The 26,522-nt window shown below is 43.9% G+C and carries 14 protein-coding genes; all 14 read left to right on the forward strand.

What is annotated here, in order from left to right:
• Positions 1-39: 39 nt before the first annotated feature.
• The 14 genes from H8B17_RS03685 to H8B17_RS03750 all read left to right on the forward strand — a co-directional run bounded on the left by H8B17_RS03685 (position 40) and on the right by H8B17_RS03750 (position 26,414).
• Positions 40-2,919 (forward strand): glycoside hydrolase family 2 protein, encoded by a 2,880-nt coding sequence (locus H8B17_RS03685; protein ID WP_223816344.1) that lies wholly within the window; start codon positions 40-42, stop codon positions 2,917-2,919.
• Positions 2,920-3,284: 365 nt separating this feature from the next.
• Complete coding sequence (locus tag H8B17_RS03690) at positions 3,285-4,616, forward strand: rhamnogalacturonidase (protein ID WP_190307795.1); 1,332 nt, start codon at positions 3,285-3,287, stop codon at positions 4,614-4,616.
• Between the two features lie 17 nt (positions 4,617-4,633).
• Positions 4,634-6,514, forward strand: a complete 1,881-nt coding sequence (locus H8B17_RS03695; RefSeq protein WP_190307796.1) for a rhamnogalacturonan lyase — start codon at positions 4,634-4,636, stop codon at positions 6,512-6,514.
• A gap of 13 nt (positions 6,515-6,527) precedes the next feature.
• Positions 6,528-7,286: a rhamnogalacturonan acetylesterase gene (locus H8B17_RS03700; RefSeq protein WP_190307797.1), complete on the forward strand. Its 759-nt coding sequence runs from the start codon at positions 6,528-6,530 to the stop codon at positions 7,284-7,286.
• Positions 7,283-8,080 (forward strand): rhamnogalacturonan acetylesterase, encoded by a 798-nt coding sequence (locus tag H8B17_RS03705; RefSeq protein ID WP_190307798.1) that lies wholly within the window; start codon positions 7,283-7,285, stop codon positions 8,078-8,080. Before H8B17_RS03700 ends, H8B17_RS03705 begins: the two co-directional genes overlap by 4 nt.
• Positions 8,081-8,124: 44 nt before the next feature.
• Positions 8,125-9,720: an arylsulfatase gene (locus H8B17_RS03710; RefSeq protein ID WP_190307799.1), complete on the forward strand. Its 1,596-nt coding sequence runs from the start codon at positions 8,125-8,127 to the stop codon at positions 9,718-9,720.
• A 94-nt stretch (positions 9,721-9,814) separates the two neighbouring features.
• Positions 9,815-10,975: a glycoside hydrolase family 88/105 protein gene (locus H8B17_RS03715; protein WP_190307800.1), complete on the forward strand. Its 1,161-nt coding sequence runs from the start codon at positions 9,815-9,817 to the stop codon at positions 10,973-10,975.
• A 114-nt stretch (positions 10,976-11,089) separates the two neighbouring features.
• A complete protein-coding gene (locus H8B17_RS03720) occupies positions 11,090-14,047 on the forward strand; it encodes a DUF4982 domain-containing protein (RefSeq protein WP_190307801.1) in 2,958 nt (985 codons plus the stop codon).
• On the forward strand, positions 14,044-14,352 hold the full coding sequence (gene rhaM, locus H8B17_RS03725; RefSeq protein ID WP_190307802.1) for an L-rhamnose mutarotase: 309 nt from the start codon (positions 14,044-14,046) through the stop codon (positions 14,350-14,352). The genes H8B17_RS03720 and rhaM overlap by 4 nt, the downstream gene beginning before the upstream one ends.
• Positions 14,353-14,355: 3 nt before the next feature.
• A complete protein-coding gene (locus H8B17_RS03730) occupies positions 14,356-17,100 on the forward strand; it encodes a glycosyl hydrolase (RefSeq protein ID WP_223816345.1) in 2,745 nt (914 codons plus the stop codon).
• Between the two features lie 156 nt (positions 17,101-17,256).
• A complete protein-coding gene (locus H8B17_RS03735) occupies positions 17,257-20,436 on the forward strand; it encodes a SusC/RagA family TonB-linked outer membrane protein (RefSeq protein WP_190307803.1) in 3,180 nt (1,059 codons plus the stop codon).
• Between the two features lie 3 nt (positions 20,437-20,439).
• Complete coding sequence (locus H8B17_RS03740; protein ID WP_190307804.1) at positions 20,440-21,948, forward strand: RagB/SusD family nutrient uptake outer membrane protein; 1,509 nt, start codon at positions 20,440-20,442, stop codon at positions 21,946-21,948.
• 159 nt (positions 21,949-22,107) lie between these two features.
• Positions 22,108-24,996 carry a glycosyl hydrolase gene (locus tag H8B17_RS03745; protein WP_190307805.1) on the forward strand — a complete coding sequence of 963 codons (2,889 nt, stop codon included), beginning with the start codon at positions 22,108-22,110 and terminating at the stop codon, positions 24,994-24,996.
• Positions 24,993-26,414 carry a glycoside hydrolase family 88/105 protein gene (locus H8B17_RS03750; RefSeq protein ID WP_223816346.1) on the forward strand — a complete coding sequence of 474 codons (1,422 nt, stop codon included), beginning with the start codon at positions 24,993-24,995 and terminating at the stop codon, positions 26,412-26,414. The genes H8B17_RS03745 and H8B17_RS03750 overlap by 4 nt, the downstream gene beginning before the upstream one ends.
• The last annotated feature ends 108 nt before the right edge of the window (positions 26,415-26,522 follow it).

Here is a 26,522-nt window from a genome sequence, read left to right on the forward strand (position 1 = left end):
CGTATTTTGTTTTGTAGTTTAGCCCTGCTTTTAAAAACAATGAACAAACCTATGTTTTCACATAAAATAAACATATATATCATTTGTATACTTCTTCTGTGCATTGTCGTGCCTGGTTACGCGCAGGTTGCAAAAGAAGTGCAATATTTATCGGGTACTGATAACGAGCACACCGTGGCGTGGGATTTTTGGATCACCGGAGGGAGGAAAGCAGGGGAGTGGTCAAAAATTGCAGTACCTAGTCATTGGGAACAACAGGGCTTTGGATCCTATAATTATGGTCGCGACTATGTAACCTACGGTAAGAATTTTCGTTTTCATGAAGAAAAAGGTATTTATCGGCATGCATTTAAGGTTCCTGCAGATTGGAAAGACAAAAAGATTTCTATCGTCTTCGAAGGGTCGATGACGGATACCGAGGTGAAGATTAATGGAGAATTGGCTGGCGATATCCATCAGGGTTCTTTCTATCGGTTTTCGTATGATATTACAGACAAGGTTCATTTCGGCAAGGAGAATACACTGGAGGCAACGGTCTCCAAAATGTCGAAAGACAATACGGTGAATAATGCGGAACGCTTGGCCGACTATTGGATTTTTGGCGGGATATACCGACCCGTATATTTGGAAGCTACGCCTAAAGCCCATATTGCATGGACAGCTATTGATGCAAAAGCCGATGGTTCGTTTAAGAGCAATGTTTATCTAGAGAATATTCAAGAAAATTCAGCCTTACGTGTAGATTTGAAGGATAGAGAAGGAAGTGTTGTCGCAACGACACGTGTCAAGTTACAAGCGTCTGATTCGGTGAGACTAGTATCCTTAGCTGTAAAGAACCCCAACTTATGGACAGCAGAGACGCCTCATCTATATCATGCCGTTTTTACGTTAGAAAATGACCGCGTGGAAAACTATCAAACAACAGAACGTTTCGGGTTTCGTACGGTTGAGGTACGCCAGGGAGATGGGCTATATGTGAACGGTGTGAAAGTGAAAATGAAAGGCGTAAACCGCCATGTGTGGTGGCCTGAAACAGGTCGTTCCGTAAACCCAAGATTAGATTTGAACGATGTGAAGCTTATCAAAGAGATGAATATGAATGCCGTTCGTTGTTCGCACTATCCGCCCGACAAATCGTTTCTAGATTACTGCGACTCCTTAGGACTATATGTGCTGGATGAACTTGCTGGTTGGCAAAAAGCATACGGAACACCCGTCGGAAAGAAATTAGTAAAAGAGATGGTCATACGTGATGTGAACCATCCGTCAATCATCCTATGGAGCAACGGTAACGAGGGCGGTCATAATAAAGAATTAGTAGACGAATACGCGAAATATGATTTATCCGCACGCACCGTGATTCATGCTCACCATCGGCCGGGAAATGCCATTAACGGTATAGACGGCAATCACTATGAAGATTATTATTCTACAAAAAAAATACTGGAAGGACCAAATATCTACATGACGACAGAATTCCTACATGCACAAGATGACGGTGGTGCAGCGGCCGGATTAGCCGATATTTGGGAATTGCATTGGGAGGCTAAACTTGGAGGGGGAGGTTTTATATGGAACTTTGCAGACGAAGGCATCGTACGGACAGACTTTAATGGCACTATCGATGTCAATCGGGTAAATGCACCTGACGGCATTTTAGGGCCATATCGTCAAAAGGAGGGGAGTTTCTTTGCGATAAAAGAGATTTTCTCTCCAGTTCATATCAAGCTGAAAAAGCTGCCGGCTGATTTCGATGGAAACATCGAGGTCGAAAATCGTTATCATCATACGGACCTTTCCGCCTGTTCGTTTGCCTATAAGCTGGTTCGCTATCAACTACCCTATGCAGATGCTAAAGGGATACGGACAGAAAAAGAATACGGCCTGAGCGCGCCGGCGATAAAGCCGACCGAAAAGGGAATCTTAAAGCTTCAACTGCCGGACGACTGGAAAGTTTATGACGCGTTATTGTTAACAGCCACTGATCCTCATGGCGAAGAAATATATACCTGGTCTTGGCGGGTTCGGGATAATGCGGCTATTACGAAGGATATCTTACCTGTCAAGACGGCGACTACGGTAGAGCTGACAGAGGATAGCGTACACTATATGTTGAAAGCCAATGGTATTACTGCCTTTATAGCAAAGGAAACAGGTTTGTTGGCTGATTTAGCAAATGATTATAGTATGAAGCTCGCTTTCCGAGATGGACCGCTTTTGATTGACGGAGAATACACCCTGAAGGATGTAAAGACGAATTCGGTAGGCGAAAATAAGACCGTGGAGTTTACCTTTGACGGTCAGTTGGATTATATCCGGTGGACCATGCGACCTGATGGGTGGCTAAAATTAGATTATAGCTATGAGATGCGCGGCAAGCGTCCGTATGCTGGCGTAAGCTTTAATTTTCCGGAAAATTATATCATCACGGCAAAGTGGTTGGGTAACGGACCGTATCGTGTTTGGAAAAACCGACTACAAGGCGTTACCCTAAATACGTGGGAAAATATGTATAACGACTCCAGAGCAGGTATTGGGCCTTGGGAATTTCCCGAGTTCAAGGGATATTTTTCCGATGTAAGCTGGGTACAATTTAATACGACACAAGGCAAGTTCCTCGTGGCCACTGAGCAGGACGATATGTATTTACGTTTGTTCGATTTCTATGGCATTTCTGGACCGCAACATTACCCCAAACTGCCCGAAGGCGATATTTCCTTTTTGGATGCTATCCCGGCTATCGGTACTAAATTGGCTATGGGTATCAATAACAGACCGGAAGTCAACGGTCCGGCCGGAGAAATGACAACACTGGATAAACCTGTATCCCGTACCCTCTACTTTTATTTTGGTACACCGAAAGGTGAAAAAGAAAATACACAGTTTGTGATGCCGAAAGAAAACATCTTGACCGATTAAGAATAGAACAGCCGAGTTTTGAAGATAATCGTTTAGTTTTTAGTTTAGTTAAGTTTAGCTTGGCTGGTCAACGGGGATTGTTGGCCAGCTTTTTTCATTTGTGCAAGTGGATACCATTATTTGCCCGTTATAACAAAGTTTTTACACGACACTATCGAACCTATATACGGGTTTTTTCTCAAAAAAGCGACTTAATACGCCTTTTTTAGCTGTGCAGACAGGACACTACAGGTTGCCTTTGCCGCTATTTGTTAATAGTTTAGAGATGATAAATAAAGAGTGAAACAATAATAGAGCTAGCGAGCTGACCGGAAGGTAGAGAAACCTATGTTTCAATTTAAAATTATAAAAGAAAAAATAAACAGATGAAAAGCAGAATCTTCATAGTAGCCATGTTATTTGTAGGCCTTACCTCTCTGAACCTGATAAAGGGGCAAGATCGATTTCCAGATGGAACGGCAGTCTCCGATTGGTTTAAAAAAGTAGAACCTACACGTATCGATAAATTGGGGAAATCCTATCGTATTACGGATTTTGGTGTTATTCAAGACAGTACGGTCCTACAGACAGAGAAAATTCAGGCCGTCATAGACAAGGCCTATGAAAGTGGAGGAGGAGTAATCGTTGTCCCGAAAGGTACATTTCTTAGTGGATCTTTATTTTTTAAACCAAAAACCCATTTACACTTAGAAGAGGATGCGGTCATAAAAGGAAGTGATGATATCAGCCATTTTGAATTATTGATGACGCGTATAGAAGGAGAAACAGTGAAGTATTTTGCGGCATTGATCAATGCAGACAAAGTAGATGGTTTTACGGTATCGGGGAAGGGGGCGTTAGATGGAAATGGACTCCGGTATTGGAAAGCTTTTTGGCTTCGACGCGGATTTAATCCAAACTGTACAAATAAAGATGAAATGCGCCCACGAGTATTGTATGTGTCGAACAGCAAAGACGTGCAGATTTCGGGGATACACCTAAGGAATTCACCATTTTGGACATCACATTACTACCGGTGCGAAAACTTAAAACTTGTTGATCTGCGTATCACAGCGCCAGAGAAACCTGTTAAAGCGCCGAGCTCTGATGCTATAGATTTAGATGACTGCCATAATGTATTGGTTAAAAATTGTTACATGTCGGTGAACGATGATGCTATTGCGTTAAAAGGAGGAAAAGGACCGCAAGCCGATAAAGACCCTAATAATGGCCCGAACTATAATATTATTATTGAAGATTGTACGTTTGGATTCTGTCATAGTACATTAACCTGTGGTAGTGAATCGATCCATAGCTATAACATTATTTATCGGAATAATACGCTAAATGGCGCGAAAAGAATGCTACAATTGAAGATGCGGCCTGATACACCACAGGAGTACGAACATATTCTTGTTGAAAATGTCAAGGGAACCGCTGATATCATGCTGTTTATCCGCCCTTGGACACAGTTTTTTAACTTGAAGGGAGAAGAAGGTATTAAACTTTCCTATGCGCGGAATATCCGCCTACGTAATATCGATTTGGAATGTAATGTATTGTTTGATGTAAGTAACTCCGATCAGTATCAGTTGTCCAATTTTATATTTGAAAACATGAATATCAAAGCGAAAAGACCACATATCAATCAGGACTATATTGAGAATTTTACATTAAACAATGTCGTCGTGAACGGTAAAGAAATTGTTCAGAAATAAGCCAAAATAATAAAGATATGGTACGCACTACAACCCCACAGAACTTCTTGATAAACCTCCTGTTCGTCATATCTGCCGTGTTTCTGGCAACACCTCTTTCGGCCCAACGTTATATGGAATATTTAGACCGTGGATTGATTGCGGTTAAAACGGGCGATAATAGCGCATTTCTCAGTTGGCGTCTGCTCGCAACGGATGCGTATAATCTTCCTTTTCACCTTTATCGACAATACGGAGGAGAGGAAAAGGTGCGCCTTACCGATCAACCGTTGATGAAAGGAACAAACTTCGAAGATAAACAAGTCAATTTAACGAAAGACGTAACCTATACGTTGGTTAGTGTGCAAAACCAACAGGAAAACTTCGAAGCCGAGCTGAAACTGGCAAAGAATACACCTGTAAGGCAGTATTTGGAGATTCCACTACAAATCCCGGCAGGTTATACGCCGGGAGATGCATCTGTAGGGGATTTAGATGGCGATGGCATATATGAAATTATCATACATCAAACGGGAAAGGGACATGACAATGCGCATAATGGTATCACGACCGATCCTATTTTTCAGGCATATAAACTTGATGGCACTTTTCTTTGGGAAATTAACCTCGGAAAAAATATTCGGGAGGGTGCTCACTACACACAATTTATGGTGTACGATTTGGATGGAGACGGATTTGCAGAGTTCGTATGTAAAACGGCAGACGGTACAAAAGACGGCCTCGGAAAGATAATAGGCGATGCCGATGCGGATTGGCGGGATACCGACAGCAACTCGTCTACCTATGGTCGTATTTTAGAGGGGCCAGAATACTTGACTGTTTTTGACGGACGTACAGGTGCGGCGGTCAGCACCGTGGATTATCTTCCGGAAAGAGGTGATCTTCGCAGTTGGGGAGATACTCGAGCGAATCGCTCCGAACGTTATCTGGCAGCGATTGCTTATTTAGATGGAACGAATCCTAGTCTTGTCATGACACGAGGTTATTATGAACGGACGACACTAGCCGCTTGGGATTTTAAAGATGGAAAATTAGTGAGCCGTTGGGTTTTTGATACGAAAACGGGTAAACATCCCTATGCGGGACAAGGCTATCATAGTCTATCGGTGGCTGACGTAGACCAAGATGGAAAAGACGAAATCATATTCGGTGCGATGTGCATCGATGATGACGGTACTGGATTATATACAACAGGTTTAGGACATGGCGATGCATTGCATGTAACCGATTTAGATCCGGACCGTCCGGGCTTGGAGGCGTTTGGTATACATGAATTGAAAGGTGGACGTAAAGGTGTAGGAGCGGCACTTCGCGATGCAAGAACGGGGGAAGTGCTCTTTAAAGGTGCCATTGATCAGGACGTAGGAAGAGGAGTAGCGGCCAATATAGATCCTAATTATCGCGGCGCCTATATGTGGTGGCTGGGTTCAAAAGGCGTGTACGATATGAAAGGAAACCGCGTTGGGGATGCCCCACGGTCAACCAACTTTCTCATTTGGTGGGATGCCGATTTGAGCCGGGAGTTGTTGAACAGTAATTATATAGAGAAATATCAACAGGGTGTTATTTTTAGAGCCGAAGGAGCTTCCTCCATTAATGGATCAAAAAGCACTCCTAATCTGAGCGCAGATATCTTCGGTGACTGGCGGGAGGAACTGGTTATTCGTTCGGATGATAATCAATCCTTACGGATATACACGACAAGCATTCCGACAGAATATCGGTTGTATACCTTGATGCATGATCCCGTATACCGTTTGAGTATCGCTTGGCAAAATGTGGCCTATAACCAACCACCTCACACCGGCTTTTATCTCGGAACAGGGATGACCTTGCCGGTCGAGACGCCGGACATACGTATTGTAAAACCTGATCGAGAATTAAAAACAAAAAAATAAAGACGACAAAAAGATGATAAAGCAATTGACGGTCATCGTATTAGCAGTATGTCTTTTTTCTTTTGGAAAACAAGATCGACCGACGATTTATTTGATTGGAGATTCTACGGTAAGAAATAGTAATCAGGCGTATTGGGGTTGGGGATCGCTAATCGGCGAATTTTTGGATACGACACAAGTGGTTTTGGCCAACCATGCCATGGCGGGTCGGAGTACACGTACTTTTCGGAAAGAAGGACGCTGGGATAAGGTGAAGGAAAATATGAAACCTGGTGATTACCTGTTGATTCAATTTGGACATAATGAGGGCAGTAAGCCGGATACAACCCGACAAGGCTATCGAGGTGTGTTAAGAGGAATCGGACAAGACTCCATTACGTTGGATTGGGGAAATGGGGAAAGAGAAATAGTACGCACCTATGGTGAAAATTTACGCCGTTTTGTACGGGAGGCGAAGCAGATAGGTGCCGCTCCGATATTGGTTTCGATGATTCCACGAAATCAATGGGATGAGCAGGGAAACGTGAAGCGCGCGAATCAGGATTTCGGTCTATGGGCAAGGCAGATTGCAGAAGAGGAACAGGTCCCCTTTATCGATCTGAATGAAATTACCGCCAAAAAATACGATAACATGGGGCCGGAACAGGTGAAAACGAAGTATTTTCCGGGAGACCATACCCACACTAATTATGAGGGAGCTATGGAGAATGCGGCTTCGGTGATAGAAGGTTTAAGAAATGTAGAACATCCATTGGTAAAATATATAAAATGACGAACAACAAAATTAGCATAACGTTATCTTTTATTTTATTGGTATGGAGCTTATGCTCTTTTATCGAGAAGAAAGACAAACCTACTCTTTTTCTGATCGGAGATTCTACGGTAAAAACTGGGCGAGGGGACGGTGGCAACGGACAATGGGGATGGGGCAGTTTTATCGCAGATTATTTTAATCTGAAACAGATCGATGTGCAGAATAAGGCATTGGGCGGAACGAGCAGCCGTACATTTTACAACAATCCGAAACTATGGCAACAGGTCTTGGATAGCATCCGGCCGGGAGATTACGTCCTCATGCAGTTTGGCCATAATGATGCCAGTCCGATTGTAGACACCTCGCGTGCGCGTGGTACGATCAAAGGAAACGGCGACGATTATCAAGAGGTGAAAAACCCGCTACTACAACAGAAAGAAATAGTTTATAGTTACGGATACTATCTACGCTTATTTGTGAAGAATATTCGGGATAAAGGAGCTACGGCGATTGTCTGCTCGCCTATTCCCCGAAATCGTTGGGAGGGAGACAAAGTAATCCGATCAGATTATGCCATATGGGCAAAAGAAGCCGCACAACAAGCCGATGCATTTTTTATCCCGTTGGAAGATTTGATTATAGCCGAATATGAAAAAAGCGGAAAAGCAGAAGTAGGCCGTTTATTTTTTGATCCAAAAGATCATACCCATACGTTGAAAGCTGGGGCAGAAGTGAACGCATCGTTAATAGCAGATTATTTGGGGAAAAATCTCGAAATAGGATTGAAAAAGTATCTGGTATCTCCTAATTAGTTTCTGGTAATTTTTGATTAGTTACGAATCACGAAAAACAACAAATGAAAAAAATAAGCATCAGTCTGATTTACGTTTTAGCACTATTCGACATCGTTGTGGCGCAGCAAGTTGCTGAGCGACCAAATATTGTCTTAATTCTGGCCGACGATATGGGCTATTCGGATTTAGGTTGTTTTGGATCCGAGATACAGACACCTTATCTGGATAGTATGGCGCAAGGCGGCGTTAAAATGACCAATTTTTACAATGCTTCGCGCTGTTGTCCGTCTCGGGCATCGTTGCTTACAGGGGTATATCCCCACCAAGCAGGGATAGGAGACATGATGAACACCCGACCCTATCCCGCCTATCAGGGATACTTGAACCGCGAGACGGTTACACTCGCAGAAGTATTGGGAAGCGCTGGTTATGGTACGTATATGACAGGGAAGTGGCATGTGGGGCAGACAGAGGAACACTGGCCACTACAGCGTGGTTTTGATCGGTTTTATGGTCTTATTGATGGGGCAAATAGTTATTTTGAGAACAGACCTTATCGACCCAATCAAAAGCTGACTATTGCCTTGGATAACAAAGAAATAACACCGCCTCAAAACTATTATAGTACCGATGCCTACACCGACTATGCTATTTCGTTCATAGAGGGACACCTACAGGAGCGAAAAACAGATCCGTTTTTTCTTTATATCGCCTATCAAGCACCACATTGGCCATTACATGCCAAACCGGAAGACATTGCACGCTATCAAGGGAAATATATGGATGGTTGGGAGGCTGTTCGTCAGCGACGATTTGAAAAGCAACAAACATTAGGCTTGTTTCCGTCGTCGACGGAGTTGTCTTCATTAGATACAACCATCGGCAATTGGAAGGATCTTTCATGCGAAGAAAAAGTACATTGGGATGAACGTATGTCCGTGTATGCAGCGATGGTAGATGCCATCGATCAAAATGTCGGTAGGTTAGTAGAGCATCTACGTAAAAACGGTCAATTGGAGAACACGATCTTCTTGTTCCTATCCGATAATGGGGCAAGTAACGAAACGATAACCAACCAAGGGTTCACGGAAGAAATCAGAGCTGCCAATTTCTTTCCAGCGAGTCATCCCAGATCTTTTACGGCATATGGAAAGGAAGGTGCTGTGGTGAGTAATACCCCTTTTCGTAAGTTCAAACATTGGGAGTTTGAAGGGGGGAATGCCACAAGTTTTATTGCCTATGGCCCCAACTATATTCCACAAGGTTTCCAGATTGACCAGCCGGCGCATCTGATTGATATTATGCCCTCTTTAGTGGGATGGGCGGATGCCACTTACCCGAAGGAATTTACCGGACATATTATCCAACCTATGGAGGGTAAAGCTCTGCAGGCGATATGGAAACAGGAGATAATAGACGAAGATCGAGCGATTTGCTTTGAACACGAGGGGAATAAAGCTGTTCGGAAAGGAAAATGGAAGTTGGTGGCGGAATACCCGGAGGATATCTGGTATCTCTATGACTTGGCGCAGGACCGGACGGAAAATACCGATGTGAAAGATATGTATCCGCAGGTCTTGAAAGAGTTAACAGCTATTTATGAGGCTTGGGCGGATCGTGTCGGCGTGATACCATACCAGAAGCTGGATAAAAAATGAGCATTTCTCAGGATACAGCAGGTTGCCCGGGAAGAAATTACGCCGTATTATAGTTGCGTCAAATATAGATCAAGTAATTTATTTCAATAATACGATGAGTAGTAAAAAGAGAACGATATATAGTCTCCTGTTGTTGACAGCGGTTATCATGAGTGCCTGTGCATCCAAAAAGCAGTTGGTTTCCAAAAAGGAGGACAAGCATGAGGTATTGGAAATCTTGCGGCAAACCAACAACTATTTTATGGAGAAATGGCCGGATACGAAGAAACCTATTTATACGACCCGTTGGCGTCCAAGTAATATTTGGACAAGGGGAGTGTATTATGAGGGCTTAATGGCGCTATATAAAATTGATCCCGACAAACGATATTATGATTATGCGGTGGATTGGGGAAATAATCATGCATGGGGATTGCGTAACGGTACAGAAACCCGTAATGGCGATGATCAAAACTGCGGTCAAACCTATCTGGATCTTTATGAAATAGATCCACAGCCGGAACGTATAGCGGATATTAAAAAGAATATCGATTTCGTCATCGCATCGGGAAAAGTGGATGACTGGACCTGGATAGATGCTATTCAGATGGCAATGCCTATCTATGCAAAACTAGGGGTCATGTATGATGATGAACAATACTTTGACTATATGTACAAGATGTATGTGCACTCGCGTGATGTTGAAGGTGGCGGTTTATATAATCGAGAAGATAAGCTTTGGTGGCGCGACAAGGATTTTGTTCCACCGTATAAAGAACCTAACGGAGAAGATTGTTATTGGTCGCGTGGAAACGGTTGGGTAGTGGCGGCTTTAGTGCGCGTATTAGATCTTCTACCCGAAAACCAAAAGCATCGTGCGGAATATCTACAGGATTTTGAGGCGCTTATGGAAGGAGTTCTTGCTACACAACGGGAAGACGGCTTCTGGAATGTCAGCATGCACGATCCAACCCATTTCGGTGGCCGTGAGACGAGCGGAACAGCTCTTTTTGTATACGGAATGGCCTGGGGTATTAATCAAGGTATTCTGGACGCTGCCGTTTACCGCCCAGCTATGGAGAAGGCATGGAAAGCCATGGTAAACGAAGCGGTTCACCCGTCTGGGTTTTTAGGCTATCTTCAAGGAACCGGAAAAGAGCCCAAGGATGGACAACCCGTTAGCTACGCGAGCGTACCTGATTTTGAAGATTACGGGCTCGGGTGTTTCTTGTTGGCGGGCACAGAAGTGTATCGGTTATTAGAAGCCGAAATGTAAATCAGATTGCTGCATAAGACAACTATTATTTACGTTGAGTGCTAATCCGTCATGGGAACAAAAGAATAAATGAAGATAATATACACGTAGGAAAAGAGATTAAAACCTAGAGATATGAAAAAACTTTATATAACGATATGTGTCTTGTTGTTGGGGGTAACAACGTTTGCACAACCCCGGCAGACTTACAGTTTTAATGCAGGATGGAAAATTCACAAGGGCGATTTACAAGATGCCCAGCAGCCCGAATTGGATGATAAGGAATGGAGAAGTGTGACATTACCATACGCCTGGAATGAGGACGAAGCTTTTGCTAAACCCATACATGAACATAGCACGGATGTAGTTTGGTATCGCAAGACGTTTATATTACCAGCTGATGTACCGTTAGAAAAGGTGTTTTTGGAATTTGAAGGGGTACGTTTCGGAGCGGAATTTTATCTCAACGGTATTTGGATAGGTCGTCATGAAAACGGCGTCATGGCAGCGGGTTTAGACATCTCTCAGCATATTTTGCAAAAAGGAGAAAATGTCCTTGCTGTTCGAACGGATAACGATTGGCGATATAGGGAAAAAGCAACCAACAGCATTTTCCAATGGAACGATAAAAACTTTAATGCGAATTATGGCGGTATTCCGAAAAATGTATGGATTCATTTTACCGGCGGTACATACCAGACCCTGCCCTTATATTCCAATTTAGGAACAAAGGGCGTATATGTATATGCGCAGAACATCGATATTTCCAAAAAGAAGTTGGATCTTCATGTAGAATCCGAAGTAAAAAATGAAACATCTACGGTTTCTAAGGGGCAATTTGTCGTGGAAGTAAGGGATGCATCTGGTGTGGTCGTACAGACATTTGAAAATCCATTTTCACTGGCAGCAGGAACTACAGAAATTATCCGGGCACAATCTAAATTAGACAATGTCAATTTCTGGAATTGGGGATACGGTTACCTATATACCCTAACGTCTAAATTGGTCGTTGATGGAGAAACGATCGATGCGGTTGATACGCGTACCGGATTCCGGAAAACCGCATTTCGGGACGGTATGGTTTATCTCAACGACCAGGTCTTGATGATGAAAGGATATGCCCAACGAACGAGCAATGAATGGCCTGCAGTAGGGCTCTCCGTTGCCCCATGGATAAGTGACTATAGCAATAAGTTGATGGTGGAAAGCAATGCGAATCTAGTTCGTTGGATGCATGTCGCGCCTTGGCGCCAAGACGTGGAATCTTGTGACCGTGTTGGCCTGATGCAGATGCTCCCCGCTGGCGATGCGGAAAGGGATGTGGAAGGCCGCCGATGGGAGCAGCGGACAGAATTGATGCGAGATGCAATTATCTACTACCGGAACAGTCCGAGTGTCCTGTTTTGGGAAAGTGGAAATGAATCCATCTCTGAAGAACACATGGCCGAGATGATCGCCATTCGTGACCAATATGATCCGCATGGTGGACGTGCCATCGGATCCCGTGAAATGCTGGATAGCAAGCTGGCTGAGTATGGTGGAGAGATGCTTTATATCAATAAAAGTGCTAGGCATCCGATGATTGCTACCGAGTATATGCGCGATGAAGGTTTGCGTAAATACTGGGATGAATATACCTATCCCTTCCACAAGGAGGGGGCAGGCCCGCTGTATAAAGGTAATGATGCCAGCGACTACAACAGAAATCAGGATCAACATGCCATGGAGACGGTTCGTCGCTGGTGGGAATACTGGAAAGTACGTCCAGGAACGGGAAAAAGGGCCAGCTCAGGCGGTGTAAATATTATTTTTTCTGACTCTAATACGCATTATAGAGGGAAGGAGAACTATCGTCGCAGCGGAGAGGTAGACGCTATGCGGATTCCGAAAGATGCGTATTATGCACATCAAGTGATGTGGGATGGCTGGGTCGACCCAGACCCCAAAGGGTTGCACATCATCGGGCATTGGAATTATCCAACAGATACGAAAAAGGATATACACGTCGTTAGTGCAGGTGAAAAAGTAGAGCTTTTTGTGAACGGACAGAGCCAGGGATTTGGTGATCGTTCCTATCAGTTTCTGTTTACTTTTCCGCAAATAGCTTTTGCGGCCGGTGAACTGAAAGCACGTTCCTATGATGAAAATGATAAGGTGTTAAACGAAAAAACGATACAAACGGCAGGCGAACCGTATCGGGTAAAACTAAATTATAAGCACGGCGATAACGGTTTATATGCCGATGGCAATGATATGGTTTTAGTCGACGTGGAAGTGTTGGACAAGGAAGGAAGACGTTGCCCCACAGCGACCCATATGATTGATTTTCGTTTGGATGGGCCTATGGATTGGCGGGGCGGTATTGCGCAAGGGCCCAATAATTACATCCTTTCCGAATCGTTACCGGTAGAAGCAGGCGTAAACAGGGTTATGCTGCGTACCCGATTTGGTGAAGCTGGAGGAGTGAAAATCCAGGCACAATCAAATGGTCTTGTCGCCGATAGCCTTATATGGGAAGTTTCTCCTATCTCGGATAAAAATGGGCTTTTTGTGAAAAATGCCGGAATAGGATTGCCCCTGAATTTAGATAGAGGGGAAGGTTTGCAAGAGGAACCATTAAAGCAACGGCGTATAACTCTGCCGATACAGAAAGTGCAGGCAGGTGCAAATCAAGAAATGGCAGTCTCTACCTATGATGATAATGAGCTGACGGACTGGGTAAACGATGGATCTCTTCAAAACGCTTGGATAGAATATACCCTGGCAAAGAAATCGACTATTGACGAGATTGATCTAAAATTGAATAACTTCAGATCCAGAAGCTATCCGTTGCAGGTTTTCGTTGATGACAAACTGGTATTTGATGGAAATACAGAAACAACATTAGGGTATTATACCTTAGAAATTCCACGTACCCAAGGACGCCGCGTGAAAATCCAGCTGAAGGGAAGTTCCGTTGTTGCTGCGGAGAACCAGCATGCCGAAATTGGTGGAAAAAAATTGGATGACGGCGTGACAAGAGATGATATCGGTGCAAAAGGTAGGTTGAGTATTATTGAAATAGATATCCACAAAAAAATAAACAACAGATGAAAGTAGCGTTTAAGATGCAATTGAAACCGGGAATGAAGGAAGAATATGAGAAGAGACATGCCGCTATTTGGCCAGAATTGGTTGCTTTACTAAAGGATAATGGTATTGCGGATTATAGTATTTATTTGGATGAAGAAACGTATACACTTTTTGCGGTGCAACGTTTGACTGGTAACTCATCTCAAGAACTGGGAAACACGGAGCTTGTCCAGCGCTGGTGGAAATATATGGCCGATATTATGGAAACCAACCCTGACTTTTCTCCGATTTCTAAACCTTTAATAAACGTATTCCATTTAGATTAAACGATGATAAAGAGAAGATTTTTAGCGATATTGCTATGTTATGGACTGACTACCTCGATGGGATGGACACAAGACTTGTGGCCTAGCGTAACAAAGGAAATGAAGCCGTGGACACGCTGGTGGTGGCTTGGTTCTGCAGTAGATAAGCCAAATCTCGAAAGAGAAATTAAATTATTGGACGAAGCGGGATTTGGCGGTGTCGAGGTAACACCAATATATGGAGCAAAAGGATACGAAGATCGGTATATCCCGTTTCTTTCGAAACAATGGATAGATATGCTGGAATTTACAGTAGATCAGGCAAAGTCTCACCAAATGGGTGTCGACATTAATTTAGGGACAGGCTGGCCATTTGGTGGATCCCAAATCGACGAACAACATGCGGCGACCAAATTGTTTTTGGATGAAATCAATCTGAAGAAAGGACAAGCTATAACATTTCCGCTAGGGGTAAGTGATACTAAACAAAGTTTTAGCAAATTACAGGCTCTTCGAGCGTTTAAATCTAATGGAGAAGAGATTGATCTGGATAACCTGATGCATAACCAGTCGGGAAGCTGGGTAGCACCAGAAGATGTCCGGGTAGTTGCGCTTTTTTCGGGAAGAACGCGTCAAAAAGTAAAGCGTGCTGCTCCAGGAGGTGAGGGCTTTACGCTTGACCATTTGGGTAAAGAATCGGTGCAACGTTACTTCAGCCATTTTCAGAAAGCATTTCAAGGAAAAGACTTACAGATCCGCGCTTTTTTTAACGACAGCTATGAAGTATATGGTGCCAACTGGACCGATAGCTTTTTGGAAGAATTTGAAAAAAGAAAGGGTTATAAATTACAGGCGTATTTATTAGACTTTTCCGGAAAAGGAAAGGACAAAGAGCGGGAAAAGCGCGTGAAATCAGATTATCGGGAAGTAGTGAATGCTATTCTCCGGGATAACTTTTTGATTCCTTTTACCTCGTTTTCCAATCAACACGGTGCGCTATCGAAAAACCAGGCACACGGGTCTCCGGGAAATCTGATAGACTTGTATGCCAGTACCGATATTGCCGAATGTGAGACCTTTGGATCGAGTTTTTTTGCTATTCCGGATTTGAGACGCGACAGTACCGATGTTCGGAATGTCGATCCGGATCCGATGATGTTTAAATTCGCATCGTCGGCAACCCACACGACTGGTAAAAAATATACTTCTTCCGAAACGTTTACTTGGCTCACGGAGCACTTCAAGACATCGCTCGCGCAGGCAAAACCAGAGGTCGAGCAGTTGTTTTTAGCCGGCGTAAACCATGTGTTTTATCACGGTACAACCTATTCCCCTGAAGATGTGCCGTATCCGGGCTGGTTGTTTTATGCATCGGTTAATTTCACGACCAACAACTCGTTTTGGTCTCATCTTTCCGGATTAAATAGCTATATCACCCGTGTGCAATCTATTTTGCAGACGGCAAAGGCGGATAATGAACTGTTAGTTTATTGGCCCATATACGATGTATGGCACGATACAAAGTCACCCTTCAAGACGTTAAGTGTACATCATGTTGATAATTGGTTGCATCCAACTGAGTTCTATAAGCAAAGTATGTACTTACAACGTTTAGGTTATAGTTTTGATTTTGTGACCGATGCGATCCTCGCTAAATCGACGGTAAAAGATAAGGTGGTCGTAACGGCGGAGAATGCGCGACCCTATAAGGTTATCTACATCCCATCGACTCAGTATTTTTCGGAGAAAACCCTCGCCAATCTATTGACATTAGCAAGGAACGGCGCGACAATTATTTTTGAAACACTGCCAAAAGATGTGAATGGCCTGGCGAATCTGGAAGAGCGTCGTAAAAAGATGAAAGATCTGTTGGCAACGCTGCACTTTGACGGGGATGAAGAAAACCAATATACAGCCTATGGTGACGGAAAAGTCTACCTGACGAATGATGTTTACTCAGCTTTAGAAACCGAACAATTGTATGCGGAGCGACTAGCACGTACGGGGTTGAAATTTAATAGACGGGTGACGGAAAAAGGGACGTACTATTACCTGGTGAACCATACCGATAAAACAGTAGACCAATTTGTTCGGTTAAATAGCGAGGGAACGCATTATACGTTATTGGATCCGCAGACTGGCGATATATTTAATCTTCCAATAGAAAAGAGAACTATTCGCTTGCAGATTCCTGCCGGTTATGCTTGGGTGGTGTATGTGTCCGATATGGATAAAGTAGATACGGACTATCGCTATATCAATCAACCACAAGAGGAAAAGGTGTTCGTTCATCCGTGGAGGGTAAGCTTCTTGCACGGCGGGCCACAATTACCCAAAGCACGAATATTGGACAAGTTAAGCTATTGGACAACTTGGGGAGATGCGGTCGCTGAAAAGTTTTCTGGCACGGCTGCTTACGAAACCTCGTTCACCATCGAAAAGAAGTCGGACAAGGGATATCAATTGCATTTGGGGGCGTTGGGTGAAAGTGCACAGGTTTGGGTAAATGGAAAAGACGCCGGTATCGTATGGGCTCATCCGTTTACGGTAGAAATTGGTGATGTGTTACAAAATGGGAAAAATGATATACGGATAGAAGTCGCTAATTTGATGGCTAACCGCGTTCGGGATCTCGATAAGCGAAGAGTTTCCTGGCGCAACTATCATGAGATCAATTTCGTAAATATTGATTACGAAGATTTTGATGCAAGTCATTGGAATCTAATGGATAGCGGGCTGAAAGGGCCTGTGCGTCTATTCAGTTATTAATACTTTTCCTGTCTATTTTCTATAAAGAGGCCATTTTCGAAAAGGAAATGGCCTCTTTTATGACGACCATGAGAGTGCATAACAGTTTTGTTACACAAACTTTCTACCTTGCTTTAGAGCTAGTATAAATCTATGGTATAACAAGTTGATAAATCTATGAGAGAGTCCGTTTTTTTTTATTGTTTGCTTACCCTTTTTCTTGGTACCAGTCATGTTTTGGTAGCGCAGGAAGCATTGACGGGAAAGGTCGTAAACGCATTGCAGCAGCCTATACAGGGGGTTTCTGTACAGGTTTTAGGAGATGGGAACCGTTCTTCTTCTTCTGATGTAGATGGAGCGTTCAGCGTGTCTGTTAAGGTTGGTGAAACATTACGTTTTACCTCCGTGGAGTATGAGAATCAAAATCTTGTCGTGAAGGCATTACAGCCATTGACGGTCGTTATGAAAACGAAAGATGAGGTGTTGGATGAAGTAGTGGTTATCGGCTATGGTACGCAGCGTCGTTCGGATGTCATTGCTCCTGTTTCCAAATTTGATGCTGAAGGTTTGGAGGAACGTCCATTGGTACGTGTCGATCAGGCATTAGTAGGACAAATGTCGGGTGTTCGGGTAAAACAGACAACCGGTGTGCCAGGCAAGGGACTTAGTGTGCAGGTCCGGGGATCAGGTTCTATTACCGCCGGTAGCGAACCGTTGTATGTAATCGACGGATTCCCGTTGGCAACTGCAGCACCCAATGGATCGGGAAACTATGCGCAGGGCAATCCACTGGACAATATCAACCCGAACGATATTGAATCCATTGAGGTGTTAAAGGATGCTTCGGCAGCAGCTATTTACGGATCGAGAGCTGCCAATGGGGTCGTACTCATTACCACAAAACGGGGAAAATCCGGAAAACCGGCCATTTCTTTCAATACCTATTTGGGAGCATCATCGCCTTATCGAAAACTGGATATGTTAAATGGAGAGGAGTGGATAGATCGTTCTATAGAAATGATTAACAGTGCGTGGGTGGTTTCCGGCGCGGGACGGACCGCTAACCAGAGTATGGACGAACGCCGGGCAATTTTAGGTTTGGATCCGGGAACCTATAATACCGCGTTTATGTTCGACGAACGCTGGTTGCAAGATGGCCAGCCCGGTCTACATTTAATCGATTGGCAAGATGAGGCTTATCGCACCGGAATGGTACAAAACTATCAATTAGGCGCGTCTGGTGGTACGGAGTACGTGAATTATTACGTGTCCGGAAATTATATGGATCAAAAGGGTATTGTGCGCGGCTTGGATTATAAAAATTATGCCTTACGGGCAAATGTGGATGTCAAACCCACTAAAAAGCTGGCGTTTGGAATGAACCTTGCGCCCACATACTCCGAAGCGAATGATCCCGGGGTAGAGGGAAAAGATAATATCATACACCAAATTTATTCTATGTCGCCCGTACAGGAAAATCCAGCGGGTATGGTCAATGTTTTTGATAATCCGCGGTATCCTTGGAGTACATCGACAAATGACCCCATTGCAAAACTAGATCATTATGATGGCGAAAACAAAACAGCACGTATTTTAGCGACATTATATGGCCAATATAATATTTTAGATAACTTGGTTTTTAAAACTACGGTAAATTTAGATCATACGGACTATACATCGTTTCGTTACCGGCCGTATACAGTCGGTGGAGATCTGCCGCAGCGTACGACGAGACCGAATTTTGCTACGTATGGGTCGAGCAATAAATATCGTAAACAGACTTTCGTCAATGAGAATACGCTAACATACAATTTGGAACGTGATAGACATAGCCTGACAGCGTTATTGGGACATGCGTATAACTACGATCGATTCGATGCATCTACGATTACCTCGCAGGGAGGGTATCGAAATAGCAATGTCAAGACGTTGAATGCGGCCGTAGGAACAACGGCTTCTACCGATGCGACCAAGAATTTATTGTTGTCGTATTTTGGACGTGTACAGTATGCTTTTGATAGCAAATATTTGCTATCGGCTAGTATGCGCCGCGATGGATCGTCGCGTTTTGGAGCGAATACTAAGTGGGGTTGGTTCCCGTCATTATCGGCCGGTTGGCGTTTGTCAGAGGAAAATTTTATACAGTCTGCCGATTTCATCCAAGATTTAAAAATTAGGGCGAGTTACGGTGAATCCGGTAATAATAACATAGGCGATTACAGCAGCGTAGCCGTATTGAATGCTGCAAACTACTCATGGGGAGGGGCTGCTGCACCGGGATGGGCACCGGGAAATATCATTAATCCAGATCTTACTTGGGAGAAATCGAGGACCTTTGATGTAGGCTTGGATTTTGCTTTGTTCCGTTCTCGATTATCTGGATCATTTGATTGGTACACGAGAACGAGTAGCAACCTCTTGCTGAACGTGCCGACCATGTTTGCATCGGGCTTTTCTTCCTTGCTCGACAATGCAGGGGAAGTGCAGAGTCGTGGTTGGGAGATAGAGATTAGCTCTCGTAATATACAACGCGACAATTTCTCTTGGTCGACCTCACTTAACCTGAGCCATAATACGAATAAGGTGACAAAACTGATAGGTGATCAACAAGAAATTCTGATACCATCGTCTTTCGATATTGAGCACAGTATTCTGCGGGTTGGACAACCGATGTACAGTATTTATGTGGTACAACAAGATGGAATCCTGACGCAACAGGATATTGATAATGGAGCCGCATTATATGGTACGCAGGTAGCCGGTGATCCGCGCTACGTGGACGCTAATGGAGATAAAGTGATCGATGCGGATGACAGGGTGATTGTTGGGCATCCGAATCCCGATTATGTCTGGGGAATCACGAACGACTTTCGGTATAGGAATTTCGATGTAAGCTTTATGTTTCAAGGTCAGAATGGTGGACACCTTTATTCGCTTTTGGGTCGTGCTTTAGGGCGTACCGGGCAAGGAGCGACAGACAATGCACTAGGCTTCTATCGGGATAGGTGGCGTTCGGCAGAAGATCCTGGCGAAGGTCGGGTTGGAAATGCATATTCTACCTTTGGGCGCATAAAAAATACAGATTGGCTGTATTCCTCAGACTATTGGCGTTTACGCAATGTTACCTTCGGATATAACTTTAAAGATATTCGTTTAGCCGGACAATCTTGGTTAAATACGGGCCGTGTATATCTTACTTTAGAAAATTTTTGGGGAAAAGACAAATATGACGGAGGATTGAACCCCGAATCCGCCAATACCAATTTGAGTGGTAGCAGTACATATATGGAACCCGGCGATTATGGTGGATTAGCTTTGCCGAAGACAATCACATTTGGTATAAACTTGACTTTTTAAGAGATGAAAAAGATATTATATTTTGTAATGAGTTTAGGGTTGTTAATGTCCTGCGATATGGACTTAGGACAACAACCGATATCGGATCCTGCAGCAGAGACTTATTTTCAAACAGTAGATGATTTCAATCAAGGACTGAATGCTGTATACAGCTCTGCCAGAGGCTATCCGGATCGTTTGATGAACCTATCGGAAACGCGATCGGATAATTTATATGCCGTGTCTGACGGAGGTGTACGCGATTGGGAAGGTGTAAACAGCTTTCATCAAAATATTGCAGCGAACCCCTATATTGTAGAAGCTTGGCAAACGAACTTCACGGGTATTTTCAGAGCAAATAATTATTTGGAACAACTGGCTGAAAAAGGAGAAGCTGTCATTTTGGAAGAAGATGTGCGTCGACAAATGGAAGGGCAAGCACGCTTTCTCCGTGCGTTCTATTATTTTGATCTCATTCGCTATTTCGGAAAGGTGCCGTTGATCGATCGTGTAGTCGATGCGCCAGAAGCAAAAACGATTCCCCGCAGCCCTGTAAGTGATGTGTATAACTTGATTATTGAAGATCTGAATACGGCGATAGATTATTTACCGGCACCGAGTGATTATGCTGCCGCGGATAAGGGAAGAGCAAATAAATATAGTGCAAAAATGCTGTTGGGATTAGTCTACATGACACGGTCAGGCCCTGATCTAGGCATTGAAGGCGCTGGTCTGAATTCGAATGAATGGGATGAAGCAGTAAAGCAATTTAACGATATTATCGCCAGTAATGAATTTGAATTGTTACCATCTTATGCCCGTATTTTCGATTATACGAATGAAAATAATGAAGAAGTCATTTTTAATATTGAATATGCTACCGGAAGCAATCCCGCAGTCGGTTCGACCTTTCCCTGGGTACTCGTACCCGATACGTGGTTTCGTTCTTTAGGATTTGGCGCACAGGGCGGGTTGACGATACGACCGGTCTCGACGGAGCTTGTGGATAAATACGAAACAGATGATGTGCGTCGTGGTTTTAGTATTCAAGAAGGCTATGAAGATGGAGATAATGTGGAGACCCGACCTTTTATTAAGAAGTTTGTGGATATCAGTAGAGTACCGATTACCAGTAGAACGGATTGGCCGATCAATTATATTGTGTTCCGTTACACAGACCTACTGATGCTTAAAGCAGAGTGTGTACTGAACGGAGCATCCGGATCGACGGATACCGATGTGGATGATATCGTGAACTTCGTTCGAGAGCGAGCAGGGCTGACATCTCCCTTAACGGGAGTTACGAAAGCACAACTGCTGGAAGAACGACGTCGCGAGTTTATAGGAGAAGGGATACGTTGGTTTGATCTTATTCGCTCGGGAACAGTGGAAAACACGATGAACACATGGATTGAAGAAGAAGATACCGGTGGACAGATGCGGGATTTCCAGATTGACTATGTGTTATACCCCGTTCCACAATCAGAAATGAATACAGCTCCAGGGCTGTACGATCAAAATAATGGGTATTAGTTTTTATTATATGTAGGAGTTAGAGAGCTGCTTGATTTTATTTGAGCAGCTCTTTTCTTTTCTATCCTTGCACAGGATACGGCATGATAGCTCTACGACATACTTTGCCTAAATTGCGACTGGCAACTATATCATAAATTAATATTATAAACCGTTCTGATGAATAACGCGACACCTACTACCATAAAATGTTTCACCTTTTTCTCCGTTTGTCTAATAGCTTTGTTCCTCAGCTGCAAACAAAATAATTCGCAACTAAAGGAAACAGGAGAGATTGTCTGGCCGGAAATTACCCCGGAAATGAGACCGTGGACACGTTGGTGGTGGCATGGTAGTGCCGTGACGAAAAAAGGACTAACAGCATCATTGGAATCATATAAAGAAGCGGGATTAGGAGGCGTGGAAATAACACCTATTTATGGTGTGAAAGGAGAAGAAAAACAATTTCTTGATTTTCTTTCTCCTGATTGGACCGAGAAGTTGGTATATACGTTGAAAGAATCCGAGCGACTTGGATTAGGTGTAGATCTAGCGAACGCATCAGGATGGCCATTCGGTGGACCTTGGGTCGGCGCGGAAACAGCATCTCGATATTTCACTTCGCAAGTGTTTAACGTCGCCGGTGGAGAAACATTTTCAACAAACATAGCGTATATGCAGCAACCTGTCCTGCGTATGCAAGACGGAAAGAAGGTGCAAATCAACGATGTAAAAGAACCGTTGTCAACTTATGGCGATTTGCAAGAATACGCTTTCGATCAGGTGCGCTTGGAGAAGCCTTTGCCGCTGATTTTGGTTTCGGCACATAAGTCTGGTCAAGATGGTTTTACAGAGAAGATCGACCTGACGAATCAGGTAAAAAATGGGAAGCTGACATGGGTAGTTCCCGAGGGAGAGTGGGTGATTTGTGCACTGTTTGAAGGTTTGCACGGCAAACAGGTAGAGCGTGCTGGTCCTGGAGGAGAAGGAAATGTGATCGATCATTTTTCGAGATCAGCGTTAGACGGATATTTGGATAAGTTTGATACAGCGTTCAAAAATCATGATCTCAGCTATCTAAGATACTATTTTAACGATTCCTATGAAGTGGACGACGCACATGGCGAAGCCAATTGGACTCCGGACTTCTTTACCGCATTCCAGCAGCTAAATGACTACGATTTGAGCAACTATATTCCTGCCTTGTTAGGGCAAGATACGGAGGAAATGAACGGCCGCGTTATATATGATTACCGCTGGACGATAAGTCAGCTTTTGTTAGAAAACTATACCAAACCATGGCAGAAATGGGCGAGTGCACAGGGTAAAGGCATCCGTAATCAGGCGCATGGTTCGCCGGCAAATGTGTTGGATTTGTACGCAGCCAGCGACGTGCCCGAAATCGAAGGCCGCGAAATCGTTAACCTTAAAAGTGCCGCCTCAGCCGCACATGTTACGGGTAAAAAGCTGATTTCCTCCGAATCGGCCACTTGGCTTAATGAACATTTTGAGTCGAATTGGGGGGATGTAAAGAATGCGGTAGATAACATGTTTCTCTCTGGCGTAAATCATATCTTTTATCATGGTACGGCTTATTCTCCACAAGAAGCTATGTGGCCAGGATGGCTTTTTTATGCAGCGGTACATTTTACGCCGACCAATAGTCTGTGGGACGATTTTAAAACATTAAACCAATACGTCGCCCGTTCCCAGAGTTTCCTGCAAGCAGGGCGTCCAGCCAATGATATACTGGTTTATTTTAATGTTGCCGACCACTGGTCAGAACGAGGGAATTACATGTTGAAACACTTTCATTCCAACACCTTATTTGACGATCTCAGTCTCAAGGTCTGTGGGGATTACTTGTCGGATAATGGATATTCCTGGGATGCTATTTCCGATCAACAATTGCAGGATGTTACCTACGCGGATAATCAACTCCTTACAAATGGGAATAGCTATAAAACTATTTTAATTCCGGAAGCGTCCCTTATGCCGGCTGAGACCTTTGAAAAACTGATTAATTTGGCGAATGAGGGAGCAACTTTGTTATTTGTGAAAGATCTTCCAAAGGCCGCTCCGGGTATGCGCGGAAAGTCAGAGGGAACGCAGAAGATAGCACATTTGAAAAACGAATTACCGTTTAAACAGGAAGGCAACCGGCGTATGGCGGCTTATGGAAAAGGATTAATTGTGGTCGCTGAAGAGCTCCCGGAGCTTGTCACATATTCCGGCGTTCAGCCTGAATCGTTTTACAACGATGGTTTACAATCGATTCGTCGTCTGAAAGATGATGGTAACTACTATTATTTTATCAAAAATACCTCCGATACATTGTTTAAGGGATGGATTGCCCTACAGGCTGATTACACTTCGGCTGCATTATATAACCCGATGACAGGTGCGGAAGGGTATGCGTTTACCAAATCAGATGAAAGAGAAACCGTCATATATGTAAGTATTCGTCCCGAAGAATCGATTGTCGTGGAGACATTTAAGGATATTTATACGGGAGAATTATACCCTTTCTACGAAATATTGGACAATACTGTCGCCCTCTCAGACTGGAAGATTGATTTTATTAAAGGAGGTCCTACCTTGCCGGAAAGTGTCTCGACAGACAAATTGCAGTCCTGGGTGAATTATGGTAGCGATTATGAACATTTTTCTGGGACGGCGGAATATATGACGATTATTCCGTCCTTATCGGAAAGTACCGACGCTTGGTTGTTGCGTTTGGATAATGTGCATGAAAGTGCTGCGGTGTATTTGAATGATAAGCATATTGGTGCCCTGCTGAATGCGCCATACGAACTGGAAATACCGGCAAATGCTTTGCGTGAGGCCGACACCTTAAAAATTGCTGTATCTAATCTGATGGCCAACCGCATAGCCTATATGGATAAACAAGGAATGACTTGGCGAAAATTTTATAACATCAATTTTTCTGCTAGAAGGGCAGAAAATAGAGGGGAAGATGGTATATTTTCTGCCCGAAATTGGAGCCCGAAAATCTCTGGTCTTTCTGGTGAGGTAACCTTGATTCCCTTGAAAAGAACGATAAAATGATTAACGAACATATGAGAACCGCGTATTTATCAATAGGACTCATTTCCATAGTAGGAATGATGTCATGTCAAGAGACGACCACACAAGAGACGAAGGTCAACGATTCGAATACTCCGCTGCACCTGTTGGCGCCAGAATATACCACACCCTATAAAGAGTGGACCGCAGCGGAAATTAAACAGCATCTTGATCGGATATTTGTTTATCTGGATGAAGAGACACCTACCCGTGTACTAGATACTATAACAGGAAAGGATATTACGGACTACACACAACTAAATAAACATGCCCAATTGGAAAAAGGTGACTTTCGTCTGGCAAGTTACGAATGGGGAGTGACCTATGCGGGTATGTTGGAGGCAGCGGAAGCAACAGCAGATCCGAAATATAGGGAGTACGTAGCGAAACGCTTTGATTTTCTATCAGACGTGGCTCCGCATTTCCGGCGCCTGCACGAAGAACACCATGTGGTGGATAGGCAAATCCGGCAAGTGATATTGCCTGGTTCGTTGGATGATGCCGGTGCTATGTGTGCCGCGATGGTGAAATTTAGCCATACGGCATCTGGTGTAGATTACAAGGATCTGATCAACAATTACATGGACTTTATTCAAAATAAAGAACACCGTCTGGCCGATGGCACGTTCGCCCGTATGCGTCCACAGGCGAACAGTTTATGGCTGGATGATATGTATATGGGCATACCAGCACTTGCACAAATGGGGAGGTACACCGGCGAGAAACGTTATTTCGACGAAGCTGTACGCCAGATAAAGCAATTTACAAAACGTATGTTCGTGCCGGAAAAAGGATTGTATATGCATGGCTGGATCGAAAGTGCAGATAGCCACCCCGCTTTTCATTGGGCACGTGCCAACGGATGGGCGTTGCTTACACTAACCGAAGTGCTGGATGTATTGCCGCTGGATCACCCGGAGAGAGCGGATATACTCGATATTTATAAAAAGCATGTCAAAGGTATTACGCCTTACCAATCAGGTACCGGCTTCTGGCACCAGTTATTGGATAAAAATGATTCCTACCTAGAGACTTCGGCTACGGCCATCTATGTATACTGTATCGCGCGGGGCATCAACAAAGGCTGGTTGGATGTCATATCCTACGGACCGGTAGCACAATTGGGATGGAGCGCCGTGTCCACGCAAATCAATGCGAAAGGACAGGTAGAGGGTACCTGTGTCGGTACAGGTATGGCTTTTGATCCGGCCTATTATTACCACCGTCCGGTAAATGCCTATGCGGCACATGGATATGGACCCGCGTTGTTGGCAGGAGCAGAGATGATTATGCTGATCAAAAAAGCATACCCAAAAATGAATGATAGCGCTATTCAATACTACGAAACCGATCCGAAAACGGATGCAGCGATTTTTGGGGTAGACGGGCAAACATATTAAGTCACCATACAAGTTTATATTGTTTACTTTTCAACAGGCTGTTCCTTCGTGGACAGCCTGTTTTTTGTAATACAACACCGAGCAGGATACTACATGATGCGTGATGTT

Source organism: Sphingobacterium arenae (assembly GCF_014692505.1).
Classification (GTDB): Bacteria; Bacteroidota; Bacteroidia; order Sphingobacteriales; family Sphingobacteriaceae; genus Sphingobacterium; species Sphingobacterium arenae.

Excerpts from the sequence above, each read along its gene's own strand:
- H8B17_RS03685 (WP_223816344.1), top strand. The coding sequence starts at position 40 with ATGAACAAACCTATGTTTTCACATAAAATAAACATATATATCATTTGT.
- H8B17_RS03690 (WP_190307795.1), top strand. The coding sequence starts at position 3,285 with ATGAAAAGCAGAATCTTCATAGTAGCCATGTTATTTGTAGGCCTTACC.
- H8B17_RS03695 (WP_190307796.1), top strand. The coding sequence starts at position 4,634 with ATGGTACGCACTACAACCCCACAGAACTTCTTGATAAACCTCCTGTTC.
- H8B17_RS03700 (WP_190307797.1), top strand. The coding sequence starts at position 6,528 with ATGATAAAGCAATTGACGGTCATCGTATTAGCAGTATGTCTTTTTTCT.
- H8B17_RS03705 (WP_190307798.1), top strand. The coding sequence starts at position 7,283 with ATGACGAACAACAAAATTAGCATAACGTTATCTTTTATTTTATTGGTA.
- H8B17_RS03710 (WP_190307799.1), top strand. The coding sequence starts at position 8,125 with ATGAAAAAAATAAGCATCAGTCTGATTTACGTTTTAGCACTATTCGAC.
- H8B17_RS03715 (WP_190307800.1), top strand. The coding sequence starts at position 9,815 with ATGAGTAGTAAAAAGAGAACGATATATAGTCTCCTGTTGTTGACAGCG.
- H8B17_RS03720 (WP_190307801.1), top strand. The coding sequence starts at position 11,090 with ATGAAAAAACTTTATATAACGATATGTGTCTTGTTGTTGGGGGTAACA.
- rhaM (WP_190307802.1), top strand. The coding sequence starts at position 14,044 with ATGAAAGTAGCGTTTAAGATGCAATTGAAACCGGGAATGAAGGAAGAA.
- H8B17_RS03730 (WP_223816345.1), top strand. The coding sequence starts at position 14,356 with ATGATAAAGAGAAGATTTTTAGCGATATTGCTATGTTATGGACTGACT.
- H8B17_RS03735 (WP_190307803.1), top strand. The coding sequence starts at position 17,257 with ATGAGAGAGTCCGTTTTTTTTTATTGTTTGCTTACCCTTTTTCTTGGT.
- H8B17_RS03740 (WP_190307804.1), top strand. The coding sequence starts at position 20,440 with ATGAAAAAGATATTATATTTTGTAATGAGTTTAGGGTTGTTAATGTCC.
- H8B17_RS03745 (WP_190307805.1), top strand. The coding sequence starts at position 22,108 with ATGAATAACGCGACACCTACTACCATAAAATGTTTCACCTTTTTCTCC.
- H8B17_RS03750 (WP_223816346.1), top strand. The coding sequence starts at position 24,993 with ATGATTAACGAACATATGAGAACCGCGTATTTATCAATAGGACTCATT.